At 51.3% G+C, this 14046-nt stretch carries 26 protein-coding genes; 13 read left to right on the top strand and 13 right to left on the bottom strand.

Annotation, left to right across the window (positions count from 1 at the left end):
* Nucleotides 1-9: 9 nt before the first annotated feature.
* The 12 genes from WG31_RS03040 to WG31_RS02990 all read right to left on the bottom strand — a co-directional run bounded on the left by WG31_RS03040 (nt 10) and on the right by WG31_RS02990 (nt 5197).
* Nucleotides 10-1065: a tyrosine-type recombinase/integrase gene (locus tag WG31_RS03040; RefSeq protein WP_082823116.1), complete on the bottom strand. Its 1056-nt coding sequence runs from the start codon at nt 1063-1065 to the stop codon at nt 10-12.
* The gene (locus WG31_RS03035) at nt 1065-1322 is read right to left on the bottom strand and encodes a helix-turn-helix transcriptional regulator (RefSeq protein WP_063353611.1); all 258 of its coding nucleotides are present in this window, start codon (nt 1320-1322) and stop codon (nt 1065-1067) included. The genes WG31_RS03040 and WG31_RS03035 overlap by 1 nt, the downstream gene beginning before the upstream one ends.
* A complete protein-coding gene (locus WG31_RS03030; RefSeq protein ID WP_063353610.1) occupies nt 1319-1684 on the bottom strand; it encodes a hypothetical protein in 366 nt (121 codons plus the stop codon). Before WG31_RS03030 ends, WG31_RS03035 begins: the two co-directional genes overlap by 4 nt.
* The gene (locus WG31_RS03025; RefSeq protein ID WP_063353609.1) at nt 1681-1866 is read right to left on the bottom strand and encodes a hypothetical protein; all 186 of its coding nucleotides are present in this window, start codon (nt 1864-1866) and stop codon (nt 1681-1683) included. Before WG31_RS03025 ends, WG31_RS03030 begins: the two co-directional genes overlap by 4 nt.
* Complete coding sequence (locus WG31_RS03020; RefSeq protein WP_063353608.1) at nt 1863-2147, bottom strand: hypothetical protein; 285 nt, start codon at nt 2145-2147, stop codon at nt 1863-1865. Before WG31_RS03020 ends, WG31_RS03025 begins: the two co-directional genes overlap by 4 nt.
* On the bottom strand, nt 2144-2383 hold the full coding sequence (locus tag WG31_RS03015; protein WP_063353607.1) for a hypothetical protein: 240 nt from the start codon (nt 2381-2383) through the stop codon (nt 2144-2146). Before WG31_RS03015 ends, WG31_RS03020 begins: the two co-directional genes overlap by 4 nt.
* Nucleotides 2380-2727: a hypothetical protein gene (locus WG31_RS03010; RefSeq protein WP_063353606.1), complete on the bottom strand. Its 348-nt coding sequence runs from the start codon at nt 2725-2727 to the stop codon at nt 2380-2382. Before WG31_RS03010 ends, WG31_RS03015 begins: the two co-directional genes overlap by 4 nt.
* Nucleotides 2703-2999, bottom strand: coding sequence for a hypothetical protein (locus WG31_RS03005; protein ID WP_035353160.1), 297 nt, complete (start codon nt 2997-2999; stop codon nt 2703-2705). Before WG31_RS03005 ends, WG31_RS03010 begins: the two co-directional genes overlap by 25 nt.
* Entirely contained in the window at nt 2996-3208 is a 213-nt protein-coding gene (locus WG31_RS03000) for a hypothetical protein (RefSeq protein WP_063353605.1), read from the bottom strand. The genes WG31_RS03005 and WG31_RS03000 overlap by 4 nt, the downstream gene beginning before the upstream one ends.
* A gap of 352 nt (nt 3209-3560) precedes the next feature.
* On the bottom strand, nt 3561-4076 hold the full coding sequence (locus tag WG31_RS02995) for a hypothetical protein (RefSeq protein WP_063353604.1): 516 nt from the start codon (nt 4074-4076) through the stop codon (nt 3561-3563).
* A gap of 214 nt (nt 4077-4290) precedes the next feature.
* Entirely contained in the window at nt 4291-4551 is a 261-nt protein-coding gene (locus WG31_RS15460; protein ID WP_157884490.1) for a KH domain-containing protein, read from the bottom strand.
* A 4-nt stretch (nt 4552-4555) separates the two neighbouring features.
* Nucleotides 4556-5197: a LexA family transcriptional regulator gene (locus WG31_RS02990; RefSeq protein ID WP_050819274.1), complete on the bottom strand. Its 642-nt coding sequence runs from the start codon at nt 5195-5197 to the stop codon at nt 4556-4558.
* Nucleotides 5198-5281: 84 nt separating this feature from the next.
* On the opposite strand from WG31_RS02990, the gene WG31_RS14870 reads away from it, so the two are divergent.
* The 3 genes from WG31_RS14870 to WG31_RS02980 are packed head-to-tail and all read left to right on the top strand — an operon-like array spanning nt 5282 to nt 6377.
* Nucleotides 5282-5533 carry a transcriptional regulator gene (locus tag WG31_RS14870; protein WP_064776463.1) on the top strand — a complete coding sequence of 84 codons (252 nt, stop codon included), beginning with the start codon at nt 5282-5284 and terminating at the stop codon, nt 5531-5533.
* Nucleotides 5530-5856, top strand: a complete 327-nt coding sequence (locus WG31_RS15455) for an RNA-binding S4 domain-containing protein (protein ID WP_116100194.1) — start codon at nt 5530-5532, stop codon at nt 5854-5856. The genes WG31_RS14870 and WG31_RS15455 overlap by 4 nt, the downstream gene beginning before the upstream one ends.
* The gene (locus WG31_RS02980; protein WP_063353603.1) at nt 5853-6377 is read left to right on the top strand and encodes a hypothetical protein; all 525 of its coding nucleotides are present in this window, start codon (nt 5853-5855) and stop codon (nt 6375-6377) included. The genes WG31_RS15455 and WG31_RS02980 overlap by 4 nt, the downstream gene beginning before the upstream one ends.
* Here WG31_RS02980 and WG31_RS02975 read toward each other — a convergent pair.
* Nucleotides 6351-6593, bottom strand: coding sequence for a hypothetical protein (locus WG31_RS02975; protein ID WP_035351168.1), 243 nt, complete (start codon nt 6591-6593; stop codon nt 6351-6353). The two genes, WG31_RS02980 and WG31_RS02975, sit on opposite strands and share 27 nt — an antisense overlap.
* A 97-nt stretch (nt 6594-6690) precedes the next feature.
* On the opposite strand from WG31_RS02975, the gene WG31_RS02970 reads away from it, so the two are divergent.
* From WG31_RS02970 to WG31_RS02925, 10 genes are all read left to right on the top strand, one after another.
* Nucleotides 6691-7170 (top strand): hypothetical protein, encoded by a 480-nt coding sequence (locus tag WG31_RS02970; protein ID WP_063353602.1) that lies wholly within the window; start codon nt 6691-6693, stop codon nt 7168-7170.
* Between the two features lie 180 nt (nt 7171-7350).
* Entirely contained in the window at nt 7351-7599 is a 249-nt protein-coding gene (locus WG31_RS02965) for a hypothetical protein (protein WP_063353601.1), read from the top strand.
* On the top strand, nt 7592-8038 hold the full coding sequence (locus WG31_RS02960) for a helix-turn-helix domain-containing protein (protein ID WP_063353600.1): 447 nt from the start codon (nt 7592-7594) through the stop codon (nt 8036-8038). The genes WG31_RS02965 and WG31_RS02960 overlap by 8 nt, the downstream gene beginning before the upstream one ends.
* Nucleotides 8031-9560: a replicative DNA helicase gene (locus tag WG31_RS02955; protein WP_063353599.1), complete on the top strand. Its 1530-nt coding sequence runs from the start codon at nt 8031-8033 to the stop codon at nt 9558-9560. The genes WG31_RS02960 and WG31_RS02955 overlap by 8 nt, the downstream gene beginning before the upstream one ends.
* A complete protein-coding gene (locus WG31_RS02950; RefSeq protein WP_063353598.1) occupies nt 9557-9844 on the top strand; it encodes a hypothetical protein in 288 nt (95 codons plus the stop codon). Before WG31_RS02955 ends, WG31_RS02950 begins: the two co-directional genes overlap by 4 nt.
* Nucleotides 9845-9882: 38 nt before the next feature.
* Nucleotides 9883-10785, top strand: a complete 903-nt coding sequence (locus WG31_RS02945) for a hypothetical protein (protein ID WP_162269448.1) — start codon at nt 9883-9885, stop codon at nt 10783-10785.
* Nucleotides 10782-11264 carry a DUF6362 family protein gene (locus WG31_RS02940; protein WP_063353596.1) on the top strand — a complete coding sequence of 161 codons (483 nt, stop codon included), beginning with the start codon at nt 10782-10784 and terminating at the stop codon, nt 11262-11264. The genes WG31_RS02945 and WG31_RS02940 overlap by 4 nt, the downstream gene beginning before the upstream one ends.
* A 70-nt stretch (nt 11265-11334) precedes the next feature.
* A complete protein-coding gene (locus tag WG31_RS14865) occupies nt 11335-11655 on the top strand; it encodes an HNH endonuclease signature motif containing protein (RefSeq protein ID WP_082823115.1) in 321 nt (106 codons plus the stop codon).
* Nucleotides 11656-11855: 200 nt separating this feature from the next.
* Entirely contained in the window at nt 11856-12317 is a 462-nt protein-coding gene (locus tag WG31_RS02930; protein WP_063353594.1) for a phage terminase small subunit P27 family, read from the top strand.
* A gap of 2 nt (nt 12318-12319) precedes the next feature.
* Nucleotides 12320-14044, top strand: coding sequence for a terminase large subunit (locus WG31_RS02925; protein WP_063353593.1), 1725 nt, complete (start codon nt 12320-12322; stop codon nt 14042-14044).
* Nucleotides 14045-14046: the final 2 nt, after the last annotated feature.

Raw genomic sequence — 14046 nt, 5'->3', positions numbered from 1 at the left:
CTTACTTCCTTATGTTTTCTTACCGTTATCAGGTCGTTCGGGCCGCATACTTCCCAGCTTTTTCCATGCAGATTCAGCCAGCAATTTCTGATTGGCTTCCCTAGTGTAACGCTCCACTTCTGAGAGTGTGTTATGGCCGGTAATGGCCTGAATTTCTGATGGCGTGCATCCAGCTTCAGCCAAGCGCCGAGCTGCTGCCTTGCGCAGTCCATGCGGGCCGAGCTTTGCCTGCACACCTGCCTTGATGGCGCATTCCTTGAACCAATTATAAAACGCATTGCCTGATGCAAAGGGCTGGCCTGTCTGGGTAATAAGAAATGCCTCGCCTGGGTGCTCATGGGCACTCAGCACTTCTGCTAGATCCGGGTGCATAGGTATCAGCAGGTATTTGCCCGTCTTGATCTGCACCACTTCAATGCTGCCGTTCTTCACGCGTGCAGGCCCCATGCGAATGACATCGCTCCGCCGCTGGCCGGTGTAAAGAAACAGCGCCAACGCCAAGCGTGCACGTGATCCGATAGGCCAGAAGTTCTCAAATATCCGAATGTCCTCTTCCGACCAGGTGGGGAATGGGTTTTTCCGGTATTTCAGCTTCTTGATATCCTTAACCGGATTATCCTGCCGCCAACCGTGTTCAAATGCGTACTGAAACATCTGGCGCAGCACATTGCGCAAAGCATTCGCTTGGGCAGGCGTATCGCTCATGCTTTCCAGTATTGCCAGAATATGGCGTGGCTCTGCTGTGGCTGCGGCTTTATGGCCGTGCCGTTCCAGAAAGTTCTCTATCAGCCTGTTGTAGGTTTTCTGTGATGCCGCAGTCAGCCCCTTAAACTGGCTGGAAGCCCGCCACGCAATGGCAAGCGCCTTCATGCTGCGCGGTAGTGTTCTGGATGCACCAACCTGTTCCCGCTCAGTCGCCAAGGCTTTCTGATAGGCCGCCATGAATTCTTTTGAACCCGGATAACCGGGCAAGCGAATGCGTGGATATCCCCTTCTGCGGAAATAGAAGTAAACTTCACGCTCTTTCAGGGTGGTCTGCACATATTTGAGATGAATTCGGGCCATCAATCCCAGTCATTCTCAATTAAGGGCGCAGTACGCCTATCTTCTATCCACGCGTCCAGATCATCCCGCACCCAGCCTTTTATGGTGCCTGTAATGGGTATGGGTTTGGGCATCTTACCGCTTGCCACGGCCTGATCCAGCATTGCGGGTGAAATATCCAGATACTGTGCTGCCTTTTCACGCCGCATGATGCGCGGCCAATCTGGCAGCATTGGTTTGGCTTTTGTGCGTACAGGCACCTGTAATGTCTGACTCATGCTTCCGGGCCTTTCTGCGTGGCTCCTAGATTACGGATTCCTCTTCCAAATTCGGACGGATGGCACGGCAAGTAATCATCTGCCAGTTTGTCACATTCGACAGCACACCGCTCCCGTTCCGCCGCCAGCATTTCGTTTATCTGCGTGGGGGTGAGGACAGGGCCGTGATATTCCCAGTCCAGACCGTTCATTTGCTCAGGCGTAACCCAGTCAATTTCAGTGCAGTAATGCTCGCGCTCATGATCCCAAATAACCAGTTTAAGAGAGCGCCGTTTCTTATTCTCCAGAACATGACGCGCTGAATGATCAGAAAACATTGGGAAACCAACACGCTTTGGGTCAGGCCAGTTTTGGGTGGTCATGAGTTCGCCTTTTTGACAATTTCCTCTGGCGTCTCGTCAACCAGTATTGTCCATCCGCCGACAAATACGATCTGCGTTGAAATAGACAATTTTTGTATTGCACACGCATTATCCAGATTTATGTGGGCAGATTTACTTGCCCCTTTATCTGGGAGGGTCATGTGAACTTTAACAATATTCACGCCTTCTCTCCTACGCGGGTATTCCCGTGCGACTGAGCCTCAACTGCTTCATAGTGCATTTTGCAGAACGCATCTTCAAAGGTCATGCCAGACAAAACATTTTTTAGGACTTTGAAGATCACTGCCGCTTGTTCATTTTCTGCGCGAGGCGCTATATCTTCACCTCCTTTTTTGAAGGCATGAGCATATTTAGCGCATTCAAAGCACATCAGCCCAAGTGTACGCTCAATGTCTGGCGTCATGGTTTCAGGCAGGATCAAGGTTTTCAATTCCTCGCTCATGCTTCCGGGCCTTTCAGGACTTTGCGTGCTAAGGCAATGCAGGTAACGCCGCTGAGGTTAAGGTCTATCATGCCCTGCAACGCGTTTTCCAAATCTGCAATTCTGGCATCACTGGCATCATGATCTCTGACCAATTCCGTAATTTCACGGCAGTGACAGCCATACGGGTTTCGGCATGAATCTCCAGCTTCCACCTGCTCGCTATCCTCGCACCCCCATATAAATTTCTCTGTCATGCCGCCCTCTCCTTTCGTGCTGCAATCAGCTGCACATTGTCTGTCCAGCCGATTATGCCGCTCTGTCCGTCTATTTCGCCCTGCTCGCATTCAGGAAACCGGATAAGAAAATTCCTGTCCTCTGTGGCCGTTATTTCAAACAGGCCGTCACCCATCGAACGCATTTCCAAAAACCATTCTGGCAGACAGGGTGTTGTGCTTTTACCCGATACAATCCAGCGGCCTGCCTTGCGCTCCTTGCTGCAATCAGGGAATTCAATCTGATTGCCTGTGTGCTGGTCTGTTACCGTGCCCTGGTATCTGCCTGCCTGATTGCGCGTTAGTGTTGCCTGGTATCGGGGCATTCCATGCACTCCGCCAATGATCCATGCTGCGGTGCGTCCGGCATGGTGTCTGCAATCGGCACAATCCACGCGGGCGGAAAGTTCAGTATCTGGCCGTCAGCAAAAACTACCGTGTGTTTTACGGGTGTTTTTCCAAACATCAGCGTGCGTGTTTCGCGGCCAATGGTTGGGTACGCGTGCCGGCCTTTGCCGGATGGATCTTTCACCACAACATCACGGGCTACGGGAATAATGCGCATGCCAGGGAACGTGGCGGATTGTGTGCAGGTCATGGGGTATGATCCTCTGCAAGAATGGTGTGTTTGAGGTGCAGTTGCAGTTCGTCGGCCTGTTCACGCACGCAGGCAGCTATGTTTTCAAGAGCTTTTGCAGCGGGCATGAACAGTTCTGCACGTAAAGTGGCCGCGGCCATGTCCGTGCGGTCTGCCTGTTGCAGAAGATATGCAATCAGATACTGCAATTGGGCATCTTGATTAGGCACGCGTATGTTGCTGTGTTCGGGCATTTAATTCAAAACCCCAAAAGCAAAGGCAAAACCCACCAATATTCCAGCAGTAAACACTATAGCGATTGCAGGTAATGCTGCATCACAGTCGCTTCTATAGGTTTCATGCTGTGTGAATATTGAGGGCAGATCTGGGCGTGGCGGTTCTGGAGCTTGAGCCATCACGCACTAGCCTTGCTGGAGAGCCCCTTGCAGAACCCTCCAGCGCCTTCCATCATCGGGCTTCCAACAGACTCGATGAGGAAACTGATGAGCGATAAAGAAAAACCGTGGCCTTTACCTCTGCCCGCAGATGACGGTGATAGAGTGCAGACGCCACTCCAAACGCCTAGGGCGTAATCACTTTCCAAAACATTTGCGCTATCCACGCGCAAGGTGGAGTAACAAGAAGTATTATCCACGCCACGGTTGCCAATTGTTTGATCAATCCCAAACGATTGGCATTTCTGGTAATGGCATTTTGATAATACAGAGCTATGGATTGTTGGCATTCCAACTCTGTTTGATTGCTCATTTCTAAAATGATCTGCGGCTGCGCGCCTACTTCTGCCCATTTTAATGGAAGAATGGCATAAATTGCGATAACGCCCGTTAACAGCACTCCGCCAAGCAGAATGCAGCCAGCCACCTTGAATTCGCTTTTGAAAGCAATTCCCCCAGCAATCGCAATACTGGCTACAACCCATCCTATCATAGACGTCAATCGCGTTTGCGCACTGGCTAAAGCTGTTGCTTGGGCAGTCAACCTTAACTCGCCTAGTCGTACGGCCTGATTGGCCTTCCAAAGCTCCATATCCGATGAAGCTACCATAATTTCTTGCTTGTTGTTTACTGTCCCTATCATGCGACTTCCCTGATAAAATATGTAGGATAATAGGGAGGTATATAGCATGCTGTAGGCCAATGGCCGTGATCAGCTGCGATGCAGCACGGGAGCGCTCTAGCGCAGCATCCGATACCGTGCGGAGTTCCGCAATAAGTGTCATTCATTCCTCCATCGCGTCGTGGCGATGGAGGGATACTAGGCATTGCCTACTTAGTCAGTCAATAGGCAATGCCTAGTTTTTCATCCACGGTTTATAACCTTTGGAGAAATAGCACTTCTGCATGAGGGCTTTTCTAGGTCCAATTTGGTCAAGAGTACCTGTTAATGTCTCTCTGGGAGGGCCGAGTATTTGCGCTACCTGTAGTTCACAAGCAGCCTCATCTTGTGGGCTAACATCAGGGTAATAGACATTATCGTATGAATTTGATTTATTCCCGCTGCATCCAGAAAGTAAAAGCAGTAAACCAGCAGCGTATAGAAACTTTCCATTCATGAAATTATCCTAACATATGAAAATCAATAGGCGCTGCCCATTCTATTTCTGGATTATAAATAGGGGGAACCATTGGATTTACTGATGTTAATACAAATGAACCGGTCTCCGGCCCTGCTGCCACAGTTTTCAAAACCACTTGGCCATCTGATAGTTTAGCCACAACATCACGCCCAATGAGCTTTAAGCCCAAGCATGGCCGTCCAGGTAAGCGGATGCCTATTACTTCACCTGGTCTATAGCGGGGCACCATGGATTCTCCGGTAACTCGCAGCACTATCCCATCGTATATTGGGAATGGTAGCTGCACTTCGCCATCTTCTTGAATGTCCCCATTTTCAAAGATAACTACACGATCAGCCCCGGCGACAAACCCAGATACAGGAAGCCGCAACGATGGATTACCATCGCAGTTAGAGTGACGTAATGCCTCTTTCGGCGACCCTAAATCGTTCCCGCATAGCTCTTCTAACGAAACATTATAAAGGGCAGCTAAAGCTGACAGCCGTTCTAGGGAAGGTTTGCTGCGGCCTATTTCCCATTGCGCGACTGAGGCTGGTGCAATGCCTAACGCCCGCGCGACCTTTGCTTGAGAAAGGCGTGTTGCATTACGGAACCGCTTCAGTCGTTCAGGCCATGTATCCATAATTTTTTATATCAGTAGGAAACACCTACCATCACCTAGCATTTGCCTATTGCATTATTGCTAGGCATTGCCTATTGATTGGGTATGAAAGAAGCGGTTGTAGATAGAGCGATCAAATTGGCAGGTGGCCCTACTGAATTGGCTCGGCGTCTCAATATTAAGGCACCGTCTATCCATTCATGGCGCAAAATCCCGCCAAAACGAGTGCTTGCTGTCGCAGAAATCACAGGCATTGCGCCTTGGGAATTGCGCCCAGATCTATACCCGACTCCAAAAACTTTGACCGGCACCCTACTTGCCGATCCGCAAATACAAATTGAGGGTGAACTCGCATGAACCATAACCAGAGCAGTACGCCCAAGCCCTCACCCTGTCAGCCGGAATCGTTTCGGGCATCTTTTGCCCTCTTCAGCCTAATTCCGATCTATGCGCCGCAGTTTTGCAGAACGAATGGTGAGGCTCGTAGGCTTGTGCGCGGCGGGGCGCTTGAGGTGAACGGAAAACCGGCTATCTGTGAAAATATGCCGGTAAGCGTGGGCGATACCGTAGTTGTATGCCCTCGCTCAAAAACCCGGCGGTTTGCGTTTACCGTTTCAGATCCTTCGCAAGATGCGAGCGAACGTCTTTCTTTGCCTGCAAAGCATGATGGCGCAGCATGAAACAGAATTACCCACCTAAACCAAATACCTTCATGCAAGCTAAGGCGCATACGAGCAATAAATTGGCGCAAACCCTTTGGGTTGCTCGATTTTATCCGGTCTGGATGTGCGATTGCGCACGCGCATTAACTCAGGATACTGGATCTTATCTTGCGCAGTTTCGCGCCGTGCAGTGGTTTCTCAAACCCTACGTTACTTGGGTGGATGAGACACTGGATTGGCTGGAGGAATGTCGTCAAAAAGAGTGGGAGTATCAGGATCGACAGCATTCTTCTTTAAGGGCTTCGCACGTGGAGGGACATATTCCTTCAGCGCAGCCATCTCCAAAAGCTGGTGGCGGCAGCGATGCCGCCACCAGCAACCCTGATCCACTTATGACCGGTCTGGAAGATTATTTTGCTGCTTGTGATCAGGCCAGTGCAAAGTGCCCAAAAAAATTCCCGCCTATTCCTGAAAAACAGCGCCAAAGAATGCGCCAAATTACTGCGGAATTTTTACTGCATGTGGGGTGTCGGCGGTGAGCTATCTTTCACAATCTGAAGCGCTTCATCCATTCCTAACAATGGCATCGCGCCGGAGCAATAATTCTGCAAAATACTTTGCAGTTCTAACTGACTTTCGTGAGGCAGTAACTTCACTGCAACCCTTAACGCTATTTTCATGGCTTCTGCACGTGCGCGCGCCCCTTCAAGTTCGTGCATATCTCTCAAAGATTTCTGAGGATCATTTTTCTCCATCAGAATCGTCCTTTCATGTTGGTGACACATGCATGATGGACGTAGCTGACAGCGGCATCAATGCCGCTGCCAGCACCTCTGCTGCGGGTCATGCGCCATGCTAACCGCAGCTATCAAAACAGCCACACGCACGGCCATCAAAGCCTGCGGTGGGCTGGATTCAATATCCCGCGCTGTGCGTGTCGGCATCACGCAGCTTTCCGATTACTGCAACCGTGAAAAAGCGGCTGTGGTGCCGGTAGATGTTGCTGTCGAGCTGGATAAAGAAGCGCAAGAGCCGCTTATTCTTTCCGTTATGGCTCAGGCAGAAGGTTTTGCCCTGGTGCCGGTCAAGTTCGGCAACGGTCTGCTACCGCACGATATGGGCAAGTTTGCCAAAGCGACTAGCGAAGTTCTGCAAAAGGGCTTTGAAAGTATGGCGGATGGCAATGTGGATGTGCAGGAAGCGCACGAAATCCTCATTCATGCACAACGTGCCCGTACATCACTGCATCATATTGAAGCCACAGCGCACAGGATCATCGCTGACGGCAAGCCGTTGCAGGTGAACATTGCTGATGGAGCAAGTGCATCCTGATGGCGCGTGAAGCACTCAACTGGCGCAGAATAGATCCAGAATTACGCCGCTTTGCCCGCTGCGGTCTGAGCATCAAGCGGCAAGCGGCTAAACTTCAAATTAGCATACCAACAATCAAAAAACGCCGTGCTTTCCTCGGTTTAGTTCGTAAAAAAGACGGTATTGGCAAAGGTTATAGTCATGAGCAAACTACGCCCATGGAGCAAAGGCCTTCTGGCGCTATGGGGGACAGGCCAACCTGTTCAGAAAAAACCCGAAATTCAGCCAGAGCCAGCTCCGCGCAAATCTCGGCGTTTTATAACGCCACGTCCGCTTAACCCTACACACTTAGCAGAACAGGCTCGCATCCGCCCTAATCTGCTGTTTCAGAAACGTGTTTCTAGTGGTTTTACGCACAATCCTCTTATTGTGAGACGCTCAGATGTCTAAATTAACTGCTTTAACGCTTCAGCAGTTTTACGAAAAACTGAATACTTCTATCATGCACGCAGGTGGCCTTTCAGCTTTTGCCGCACGTCATGGCTTACCGGTAAGGCTTGTGAGCGATACACAATCAGCCCGCAGCAATCCCGGCCCGCGTATTTTATCAGCTATGGGATATGTGCGGTTACTGGTCTGGCCGGTTATCAATGAGCCAGGGCATTATTTACGCCAAAAGCAAGTTTACGAAAAACTGAATACAGCGGTGCGTGAATGCGGATCTCAAGTAGAATTTGCGCGTAACTGCTGTATCGCTCCATCCACACTCAGCAATATCATGAACGGTGCGCGCGGTTTTACGCCTGTTCTGTCTGCACTCGGTCTTGGCGTATCCGTTGCACGCTACATTCCCGCAAAAGAAATTCGTTGGGAGGCAAATCATGGCTGACGGCGGTGTATTTGGGGACGTTCTGCGCCAGCCTCCGGCTAACACCGCAGCAGAACAGTCTCTGCTAGGGGCAATTTTAACAAACAACAAAGCATTTCATAAAGTTGAAGAAATTGTTGAACCTGAGCACTTCGCCAATCCATTGTTTGGCCGCATATTTGATCTGTGCCGAAAACTCATAAACTCTGGTGCAAGCGCAGATCCTGTTACTCTCAGGCCTATGCTGGAAGGAGATATCCTTCTAGGCAAGCAAACAGCGGCTCAGGTTTTAGGTGCGCTCTTGGCTTCCATGGTGGGGATTCTAAATGCCACCTCCTATGCTTTGGCCATTAAGGATGCATGGGTACGGCGATGCCTTTTTAAAGCCTGCTCAGAAACATTGGATCTTTGCTGCCGCCCCGGCGAAGAAACGGGTTCCGATATTGTCGATATGCTGGAAAACCACATGCTGGAACTGGCACGTGGCACAGATGAATCCATGCCCACATTCAGCCTAGCATATTCTATGGAGCAGGCCCGTTTAGCAGCAGAAGATGCGGCGCAACGCGGTAATGGCCTTGCCGGCATAACATGGGGATATCGTGCGCTAGACCGCATGACAGGTGGCCTTATGCCATCAGCCATGTATTTACTGGGCGCGCGGCCTGCCATGGGGAAAACATCTCTAGGTTTTGGCATCGCTGTGCGTTCTGCCGCTGCTGGTAGCAGCGTACTGTTCTGGTCGGGAGAGATGACAGCACCGCAGCTGGGGGCACGAGCTGGTGCAGCTTGGGCAGATCTTTCCACACAGTCGGTGTTCACCGGTCGGCGCTATGATATCCCGGAACATGCAGAAACCGGCGAACGGGAAGTGCTCTCCGGCTTCCAGTGGAAGGATTTACAAGCAGGTGAACAGGCTGCTGCTACACTTGCGCTGGAAATAGATACGCAACCACGCATCACCGTTGCAAAGCTGCGCTCCCGCGCTCGCCGCATGAAACGTAGCAAGCGTGGACTGGATCTGATTGTGGTGGATTATGTTGGCCTTATGTCCGCTGGATCGACATATGAAGATCAACGCACATATGAGCGGATTACTAAAGTCTCCGGTCAGCTCAAACAACTTGCAACTGAACTTCAGGTTCCAATCGTTGTGCTGGCGCAGTTGAACCGTGAAAGCGAACGGCGTGAAGACAAGCGTCCAATGATGTCAGATCTGCGTGATGCTGGCGCATTGGAACAGGATGCAGATGTTATTCTATTGCTGCATCGTGAGCACTATTACCTTAAAAAACAGCTTGATGCTGGGCTCACGCGTAAAGACCGCGAAGATCACGAGGAATATGCGAATAGATGCAGTGAATTTGCACTGCGCGTGCAGGCGGCTGAAGGCAAAGCTGATGTGCTGATACCCAAAAATCGCCAAGGGCCAGAAGGCACATGCCATCTACACTTCACAAACCGCACAACATGGTTCCGTGACACATTTGAAGATGAACGTAGTCCAGCGTGGGTGGTTCAAGGCGGAGATATGAGCGGATGAAGGCGCCGCGCCAGAGATTTGGAAAACATGCACGTGCAGTTATGGCAGATCGGCGTTGGCCGCTTCTGCCACTCTCTGCACGTGCTGCATGGCTACAGCTCACGGATATTGGCGATGTCATGCCCGAACTACGTCAACCATGCGTAGGGTCTGCTGTCACGCAGGAAGAACTGTGCAGATTGTTGGCCGCGCATCCAGATGAACTGGCGCACGCGCTACATCACCTCGTTGAACGTCAGATTATGGAACCGGTAGCCAACGGCTTTCGGCTAAAGGTGTTTTGATCATGGCCCGCAAGAGCATGGGAAAACTAATTTTTGCAATGGCACAGGATATCCGCATGTTGGCGCTAGGCAACACTGCGTTTGGTATCTGGGTCAAACTCATCGCGTTGATAGAAGAAATAGGTCTGGATGGAAGCCTTACATTCGGTATGGCACGTGCGCCATCTCTAGCGGATATCGCACGCATTCAGTTTGACATGACAGAAACCGAATTAAAAACCCATTTAGAAACCCAAAGCAAAACCCAAGTTCTCTCATGGAATGCAGATACACAGACACTTGCATACGGGCCTGAATTACAACCAAGCAAACGTACTCTTGCCAACCGTGAAAACGGTAAAAAAGGCGGCAGACCGCCGGGTAAACACATTACTGAACGTACAGATCCTGCGCAACGCTATCTACCGCCCATGAGCATCAAGGGAGGAAAGTCTATGCCTGCATCTCAAACCCAACCTAAAACCCACGGATCTATAGCTAAGCTAGCTCTTACTAAAAGTAATAAAGCTTTAGCTAAGCAGGGAATGCCCAGCAATGAAGAGATTGATACCGTTTACAACTGCATTGGGCCTAAAGCATTTGAAGCAGCAGGGTTTGATCCAGCACGAGACATGCAGAACTGGTCAGCTGCACGCCAATGGGCAGCAGATGGCTTGAAAGCCGGACTGACAGTCGATGAAATTGAGCGTCTTGTCATTTCCGAAGTTTCGCGTATTGCGCAGCGCCAACGTGAAAAAGGAAAACCTGCTACGCATCTGGGGTATTTTGGCAAAGCTGTGCAGCAATCAATTGCACTTGGCAATGTTCCTCCTCCAGTGCGAACGCAAGCTGAACAGCAAGCCGAAACGCAATGGGAGCAAGCTATGCAAGACTGGATGCGGACAGGATGCCAGAGCCCGCAGCCGCAGATTACAGATTTCATTAAGCAGGCTGCTGCATGAGCATCAAAACCACAGAAATAGACTTCACCCGCAACGTGCCAAAGCAGGTAGGTGAATGGCTGGAAGAAGCCGCGCATACACTGTCAACCCTTCCTGCTTCAGGTTTACGTCCTTCAGGCATCAAATGTGGCTGGCCAGATATTGTGCGTGATTTGGAGGATTTGGATTGCACCCGTGAAAGCGATGATTTCCCATCGCCACCATCCGCTGATGAAATCACGCGCATGGACAAGGTTCTTTCATGGATCAACCTCCTAGGGCCGGATGAACGCAATTATCGTGCTGTCATCAATATGCGCCTTATTGTGCATCCAATAAGTGGCATGCACCGCTGGACATGGCGGAAAATCGCCAAAAAACTTGGCACTGATCATAAGCGCGTAAAGGATTGGTATCAGGCGGGAATTGATGCCATTGCAAAAAAAATACGCCAACCTGAATTTTTCTCTTCCCAAAAACCCCAAAATATACTTTTTTAGACACCATGATCAGGGGTCGTGCAGCCAACAGGCTACGCGGCCTTTTTTTATGCCCAGATGAAAGCGAAACATGCCTGTCAGATCTCCAGTTTTCCGGCCGCACTGGCACAAGCCAGAAGCGCAACGCCGGAAGGAGTTCGATAAGCAGCGCGGCACATCGCGCCAGCGCGGTTACGATGCCGCATGGGAAAAGGTTCGCGCTCAACACTTGGCCCTGCATCCAATCTGCTGTGTGCCTGGATGCAGAACGCCGCGTGACAGATTGAATGTCGATCACATCGAAAGCGTGCGGGAAAATCCGGCCAGGCGGCTCGACCCCAGCAACCTGAGAACGCTCTGCCAGTCGCATCATTCGGCCAGAACAAGCCGAGATCATAGCTGGAACCGCTGAAAATCGGCAGAAAACGGCAGAAAACCGCCATTTTTGACGAAAAACACGTCAAAACGGGTGGGGGGGTATCAAATCTCTGTCGCCGGCGAGCACCTGAACCGCGCCATGGGCAAATTTTTGCAACCGCGAAATTGAGGGAAAAAGTTACCAGGATGGTTGGATGGAAACCCTCCTGCCTATTCGCATGAGGGAAGGTCATCATGAGAGGTAGAAAACCAAAGCCACGCCACCTTCGTGTGATTGAAGGCAATCCGGGAAAGCGGGCTCTTCCAGAAGATGGTGTCCGGCTCCCGTCCGAATATGCGGCGCCACCAGATTTTCTGGATGAGGTGGCACGGGCTGCGTGGGAGCGCCTTGTTCCTCCTTTAGTGGAGCGCGGGCTTTTTACAGTTTTGGATCATGACAGCATCGCGGCCTACTGCGAAGCATTCAGCCGGTGGCGCAAGCATGAACAGTCCTTGAAGGATGCCGGTCAGGAAACCTTCGAGACGCATGGCAGGCAGGGGCGCATGATCCGGACACGGCCAGAGCTAGGCATCATTTCTGAACAGATCAGGCTCATGACCAGCATTGGCTCCAATTATGGATTTTCGCCCGTTGCCCGCATGCGCCTGAAGGATGTCGGGCAAGGCGACCTCTTCAACCCCTTTGATAATGTGTAAGCATGGCAAAGCATCCCTACATCAAGAAAGCCCAGCGCTACATCAAGGATGTGCTGGATCGTAAAATCCCAGCCTCTTGGCAGGTTGTAGCTGCATGCCAACGTCAACAGCAGGATCTGGCGCGGGCCAAGCAGAAAAAATGGCCCTATCGCTTTGATAAGGATGAAGCCGAGCGCGTCTGCCGCTTTCTGGAACTTATGCCACATATCAAAGGCCCCAAGGCCCGCGATGGTGAGCTGATAGAGCTTGAAGGCTGGCAGTGCTTCATTCTGACCACGGTTTTTGGGTGGCTGCATAAGAAAACGGGCTTCCGGCGCTTCCGGCGCTCCTTTATCGGCGTGCCGCGTGGTAATGCCAAAAGCACACTGTCATCCGGGGTGGCGCTGTTTATGCTCACAGCGGATGATGAACCTGGGCCAGAAGTCTACTCTGCGGCCACCACGCGTGATCAGGCCAAGATCGTGTTTGGCGATGCTCAGGCCATGACACGTAAAATGCCACCACTGGCGCGCAAGTATGGGTTGGATGCTCAGCAGCGCGGGATTATCTCGGCTTGCAATGATGGCATTTTCCGCCCGCTCTCGCGTGATGCCGATACACAGGACGGCCTGAACATCCATTTTGGGTGTCTGGATGAGGTGCATGCCCATAAAACCCGTGAAGTGTATGACGTGGTGGAAACTGGTGCCGGCAAGCGTGACCAGTCTCTGATCTGGGCCATCACCACGGCAGGATCAAACAGATCCGGCATTGGTTATGAGCTTTGGACTTATCTGGAAGCCGTGCTGCGCAAGGTTTTGGCGGATTGGGAAGAGAGCCCCTACCCGCTCAAGGGCGATCAGGCGGAAGATGAGCAATTTTTCGGCATCATCTACACCATAGATGAGGGTGATGATTGGACAGATCCTGCCTCGTGGCAAAAAGCCAACCCGAACTGGGGCGTTTCTGTCATGCCGGACTACGTTGCGGGGCTTGCCAACAAGGCCATGCAGCTTGCCAGTGCGCAGAATAACTTCAAAACCAAGCATCTGGATGTCTGGGTGAATGCAGATCAGGCTTGGATGGACATGCAGGCATGGCTCAGATGTACAGACCGTGAGTTGTCTATTGATGATTTTGCGTCTGAGGACTGCATCATAGCATTGGATCTGGCCAGCAAGATCGACCTTGCATGCAAAATTCTGTTGTTTTCACGCCAGATAGACGGGGTTGCGCACTATTATGCCTTTGCCACCTTCTATCTGCCCCAACGGGCCATAGATGAATCCGCAAATGCACAATATCCGGGCTGGGCGATTGAAGGCTACCTTCAGGCCACGCCGGGTGACGTGACAGACTTTGAAACAGTCGAAAGCGGCCTTCTGGATGATGTGAATGACTTCAATGTCACGGATGTTGCCTATGATCCGTGGCAGGCCACCCAACTGGCGCAGCGCATGTCTGAAAAAGATGTGCCCATGCGTGAATACCGCCAGACCGTGCAGAACTTTTCCGAAGCTATGAAGGAATTGGAAGCTCTGGTGTTGTCCGGAAGGCTGCACCATGACGGCAACCCGGTTCTGGAATGGTGCATCTCCAACGTGGTCTGCCACACGGATGCAAAGGACAACATCTACCCGCGCAAAGAGCGAGTGGAAAACAAGATTGACGGTGCCGTGTCTCTGATCATGGCGCTGGGTGTGGCTCTGCATGGAGCTGAACAAGGTTTCGTTTACGAAGGAATGTAATA

It is taken from the genome of Acetobacter oryzifermentans, from assembly GCF_001628715.1.
GTDB lineage: Bacteria > Pseudomonadota > Alphaproteobacteria > Acetobacterales > Acetobacteraceae > Acetobacter > Acetobacter oryzifermentans.
The sequence above is the reverse complement of the archived record's forward strand: the minus strand, read 5'-3'. Positions and strand labels throughout refer to the sequence as shown.

Coding starts and splice junctions, on each gene's coding strand:
- WG31_RS03040 (WP_082823116.1), bottom strand. CDS start 1,065: ATGGCCCGAATTCATCTCAAATATGTGCAGACCACCCTGAAAGAGCGT.
- WG31_RS03035 (WP_063353611.1), bottom strand. CDS start 1,322: ATGAGTCAGACATTACAGGTGCCTGTACGCACAAAAGCCAAACCAATG.
- WG31_RS03030 (WP_063353610.1), bottom strand. CDS start 1,684: ATGACCACCCAAAACTGGCCTGACCCAAAGCGTGTTGGTTTCCCAATG.
- WG31_RS03020 (WP_063353608.1), bottom strand. CDS start 2,147: ATGAGCGAGGAATTGAAAACCTTGATCCTGCCTGAAACCATGACGCCA.
- WG31_RS03015 (WP_063353607.1), bottom strand. CDS start 2,383: ATGACAGAGAAATTTATATGGGGGTGCGAGGATAGCGAGCAGGTGGAA.
- WG31_RS03010 (WP_063353606.1), bottom strand. CDS start 2,727: ATGCCCCGATACCAGGCAACACTAACGCGCAATCAGGCAGGCAGATAC.
- WG31_RS03005 (WP_035353160.1), bottom strand. CDS start 2,999: ATGACCTGCACACAATCCGCCACGTTCCCTGGCATGCGCATTATTCCC.
- WG31_RS02995 (WP_063353604.1), bottom strand. CDS start 4,076: ATGATAGGGACAGTAAACAACAAGCAAGAAATTATGGTAGCTTCATCG.
- WG31_RS15460 (WP_157884490.1), bottom strand. CDS start 4,551: ATGAATGGAAAGTTTCTATACGCTGCTGGTTTACTGCTTTTACTTTCT.
- WG31_RS02990 (WP_050819274.1), bottom strand. CDS start 5,197: ATGGATACATGGCCTGAACGACTGAAGCGGTTCCGTAATGCAACACGC.
- WG31_RS14870 (WP_064776463.1), top strand. CDS start 5,282: ATGAAAGAAGCGGTTGTAGATAGAGCGATCAAATTGGCAGGTGGCCCT.
- WG31_RS15455 (WP_116100194.1), top strand. CDS start 5,530: ATGAACCATAACCAGAGCAGTACGCCCAAGCCCTCACCCTGTCAGCCG.
- WG31_RS02980 (WP_063353603.1), top strand. CDS start 5,853: ATGAAACAGAATTACCCACCTAAACCAAATACCTTCATGCAAGCTAAG.
- WG31_RS02975 (WP_035351168.1), bottom strand. CDS start 6,593: ATGGAGAAAAATGATCCTCAGAAATCTTTGAGAGATATGCACGAACTT.
- WG31_RS02970 (WP_063353602.1), top strand. CDS start 6,691: ATGCTAACCGCAGCTATCAAAACAGCCACACGCACGGCCATCAAAGCC.
- WG31_RS02965 (WP_063353601.1), top strand. CDS start 7,351: ATGAGCAAACTACGCCCATGGAGCAAAGGCCTTCTGGCGCTATGGGGG.
- WG31_RS02960 (WP_063353600.1), top strand. CDS start 7,592: ATGTCTAAATTAACTGCTTTAACGCTTCAGCAGTTTTACGAAAAACTG.
- WG31_RS02955 (WP_063353599.1), top strand. CDS start 8,031: ATGGCTGACGGCGGTGTATTTGGGGACGTTCTGCGCCAGCCTCCGGCT.
- WG31_RS02950 (WP_063353598.1), top strand. CDS start 9,557: ATGAAGGCGCCGCGCCAGAGATTTGGAAAACATGCACGTGCAGTTATG.
- WG31_RS02945 (WP_162269448.1), top strand. CDS start 9,883: ATGGCACAGGATATCCGCATGTTGGCGCTAGGCAACACTGCGTTTGGT.
- WG31_RS02940 (WP_063353596.1), top strand. CDS start 10,782: ATGAGCATCAAAACCACAGAAATAGACTTCACCCGCAACGTGCCAAAG.
- WG31_RS14865 (WP_082823115.1), top strand. CDS start 11,335: ATGCCTGTCAGATCTCCAGTTTTCCGGCCGCACTGGCACAAGCCAGAA.
- WG31_RS02930 (WP_063353594.1), top strand. CDS start 11,856: ATGAGAGGTAGAAAACCAAAGCCACGCCACCTTCGTGTGATTGAAGGC.
- WG31_RS02925 (WP_063353593.1), top strand. CDS start 12,320: ATGGCAAAGCATCCCTACATCAAGAAAGCCCAGCGCTACATCAAGGAT.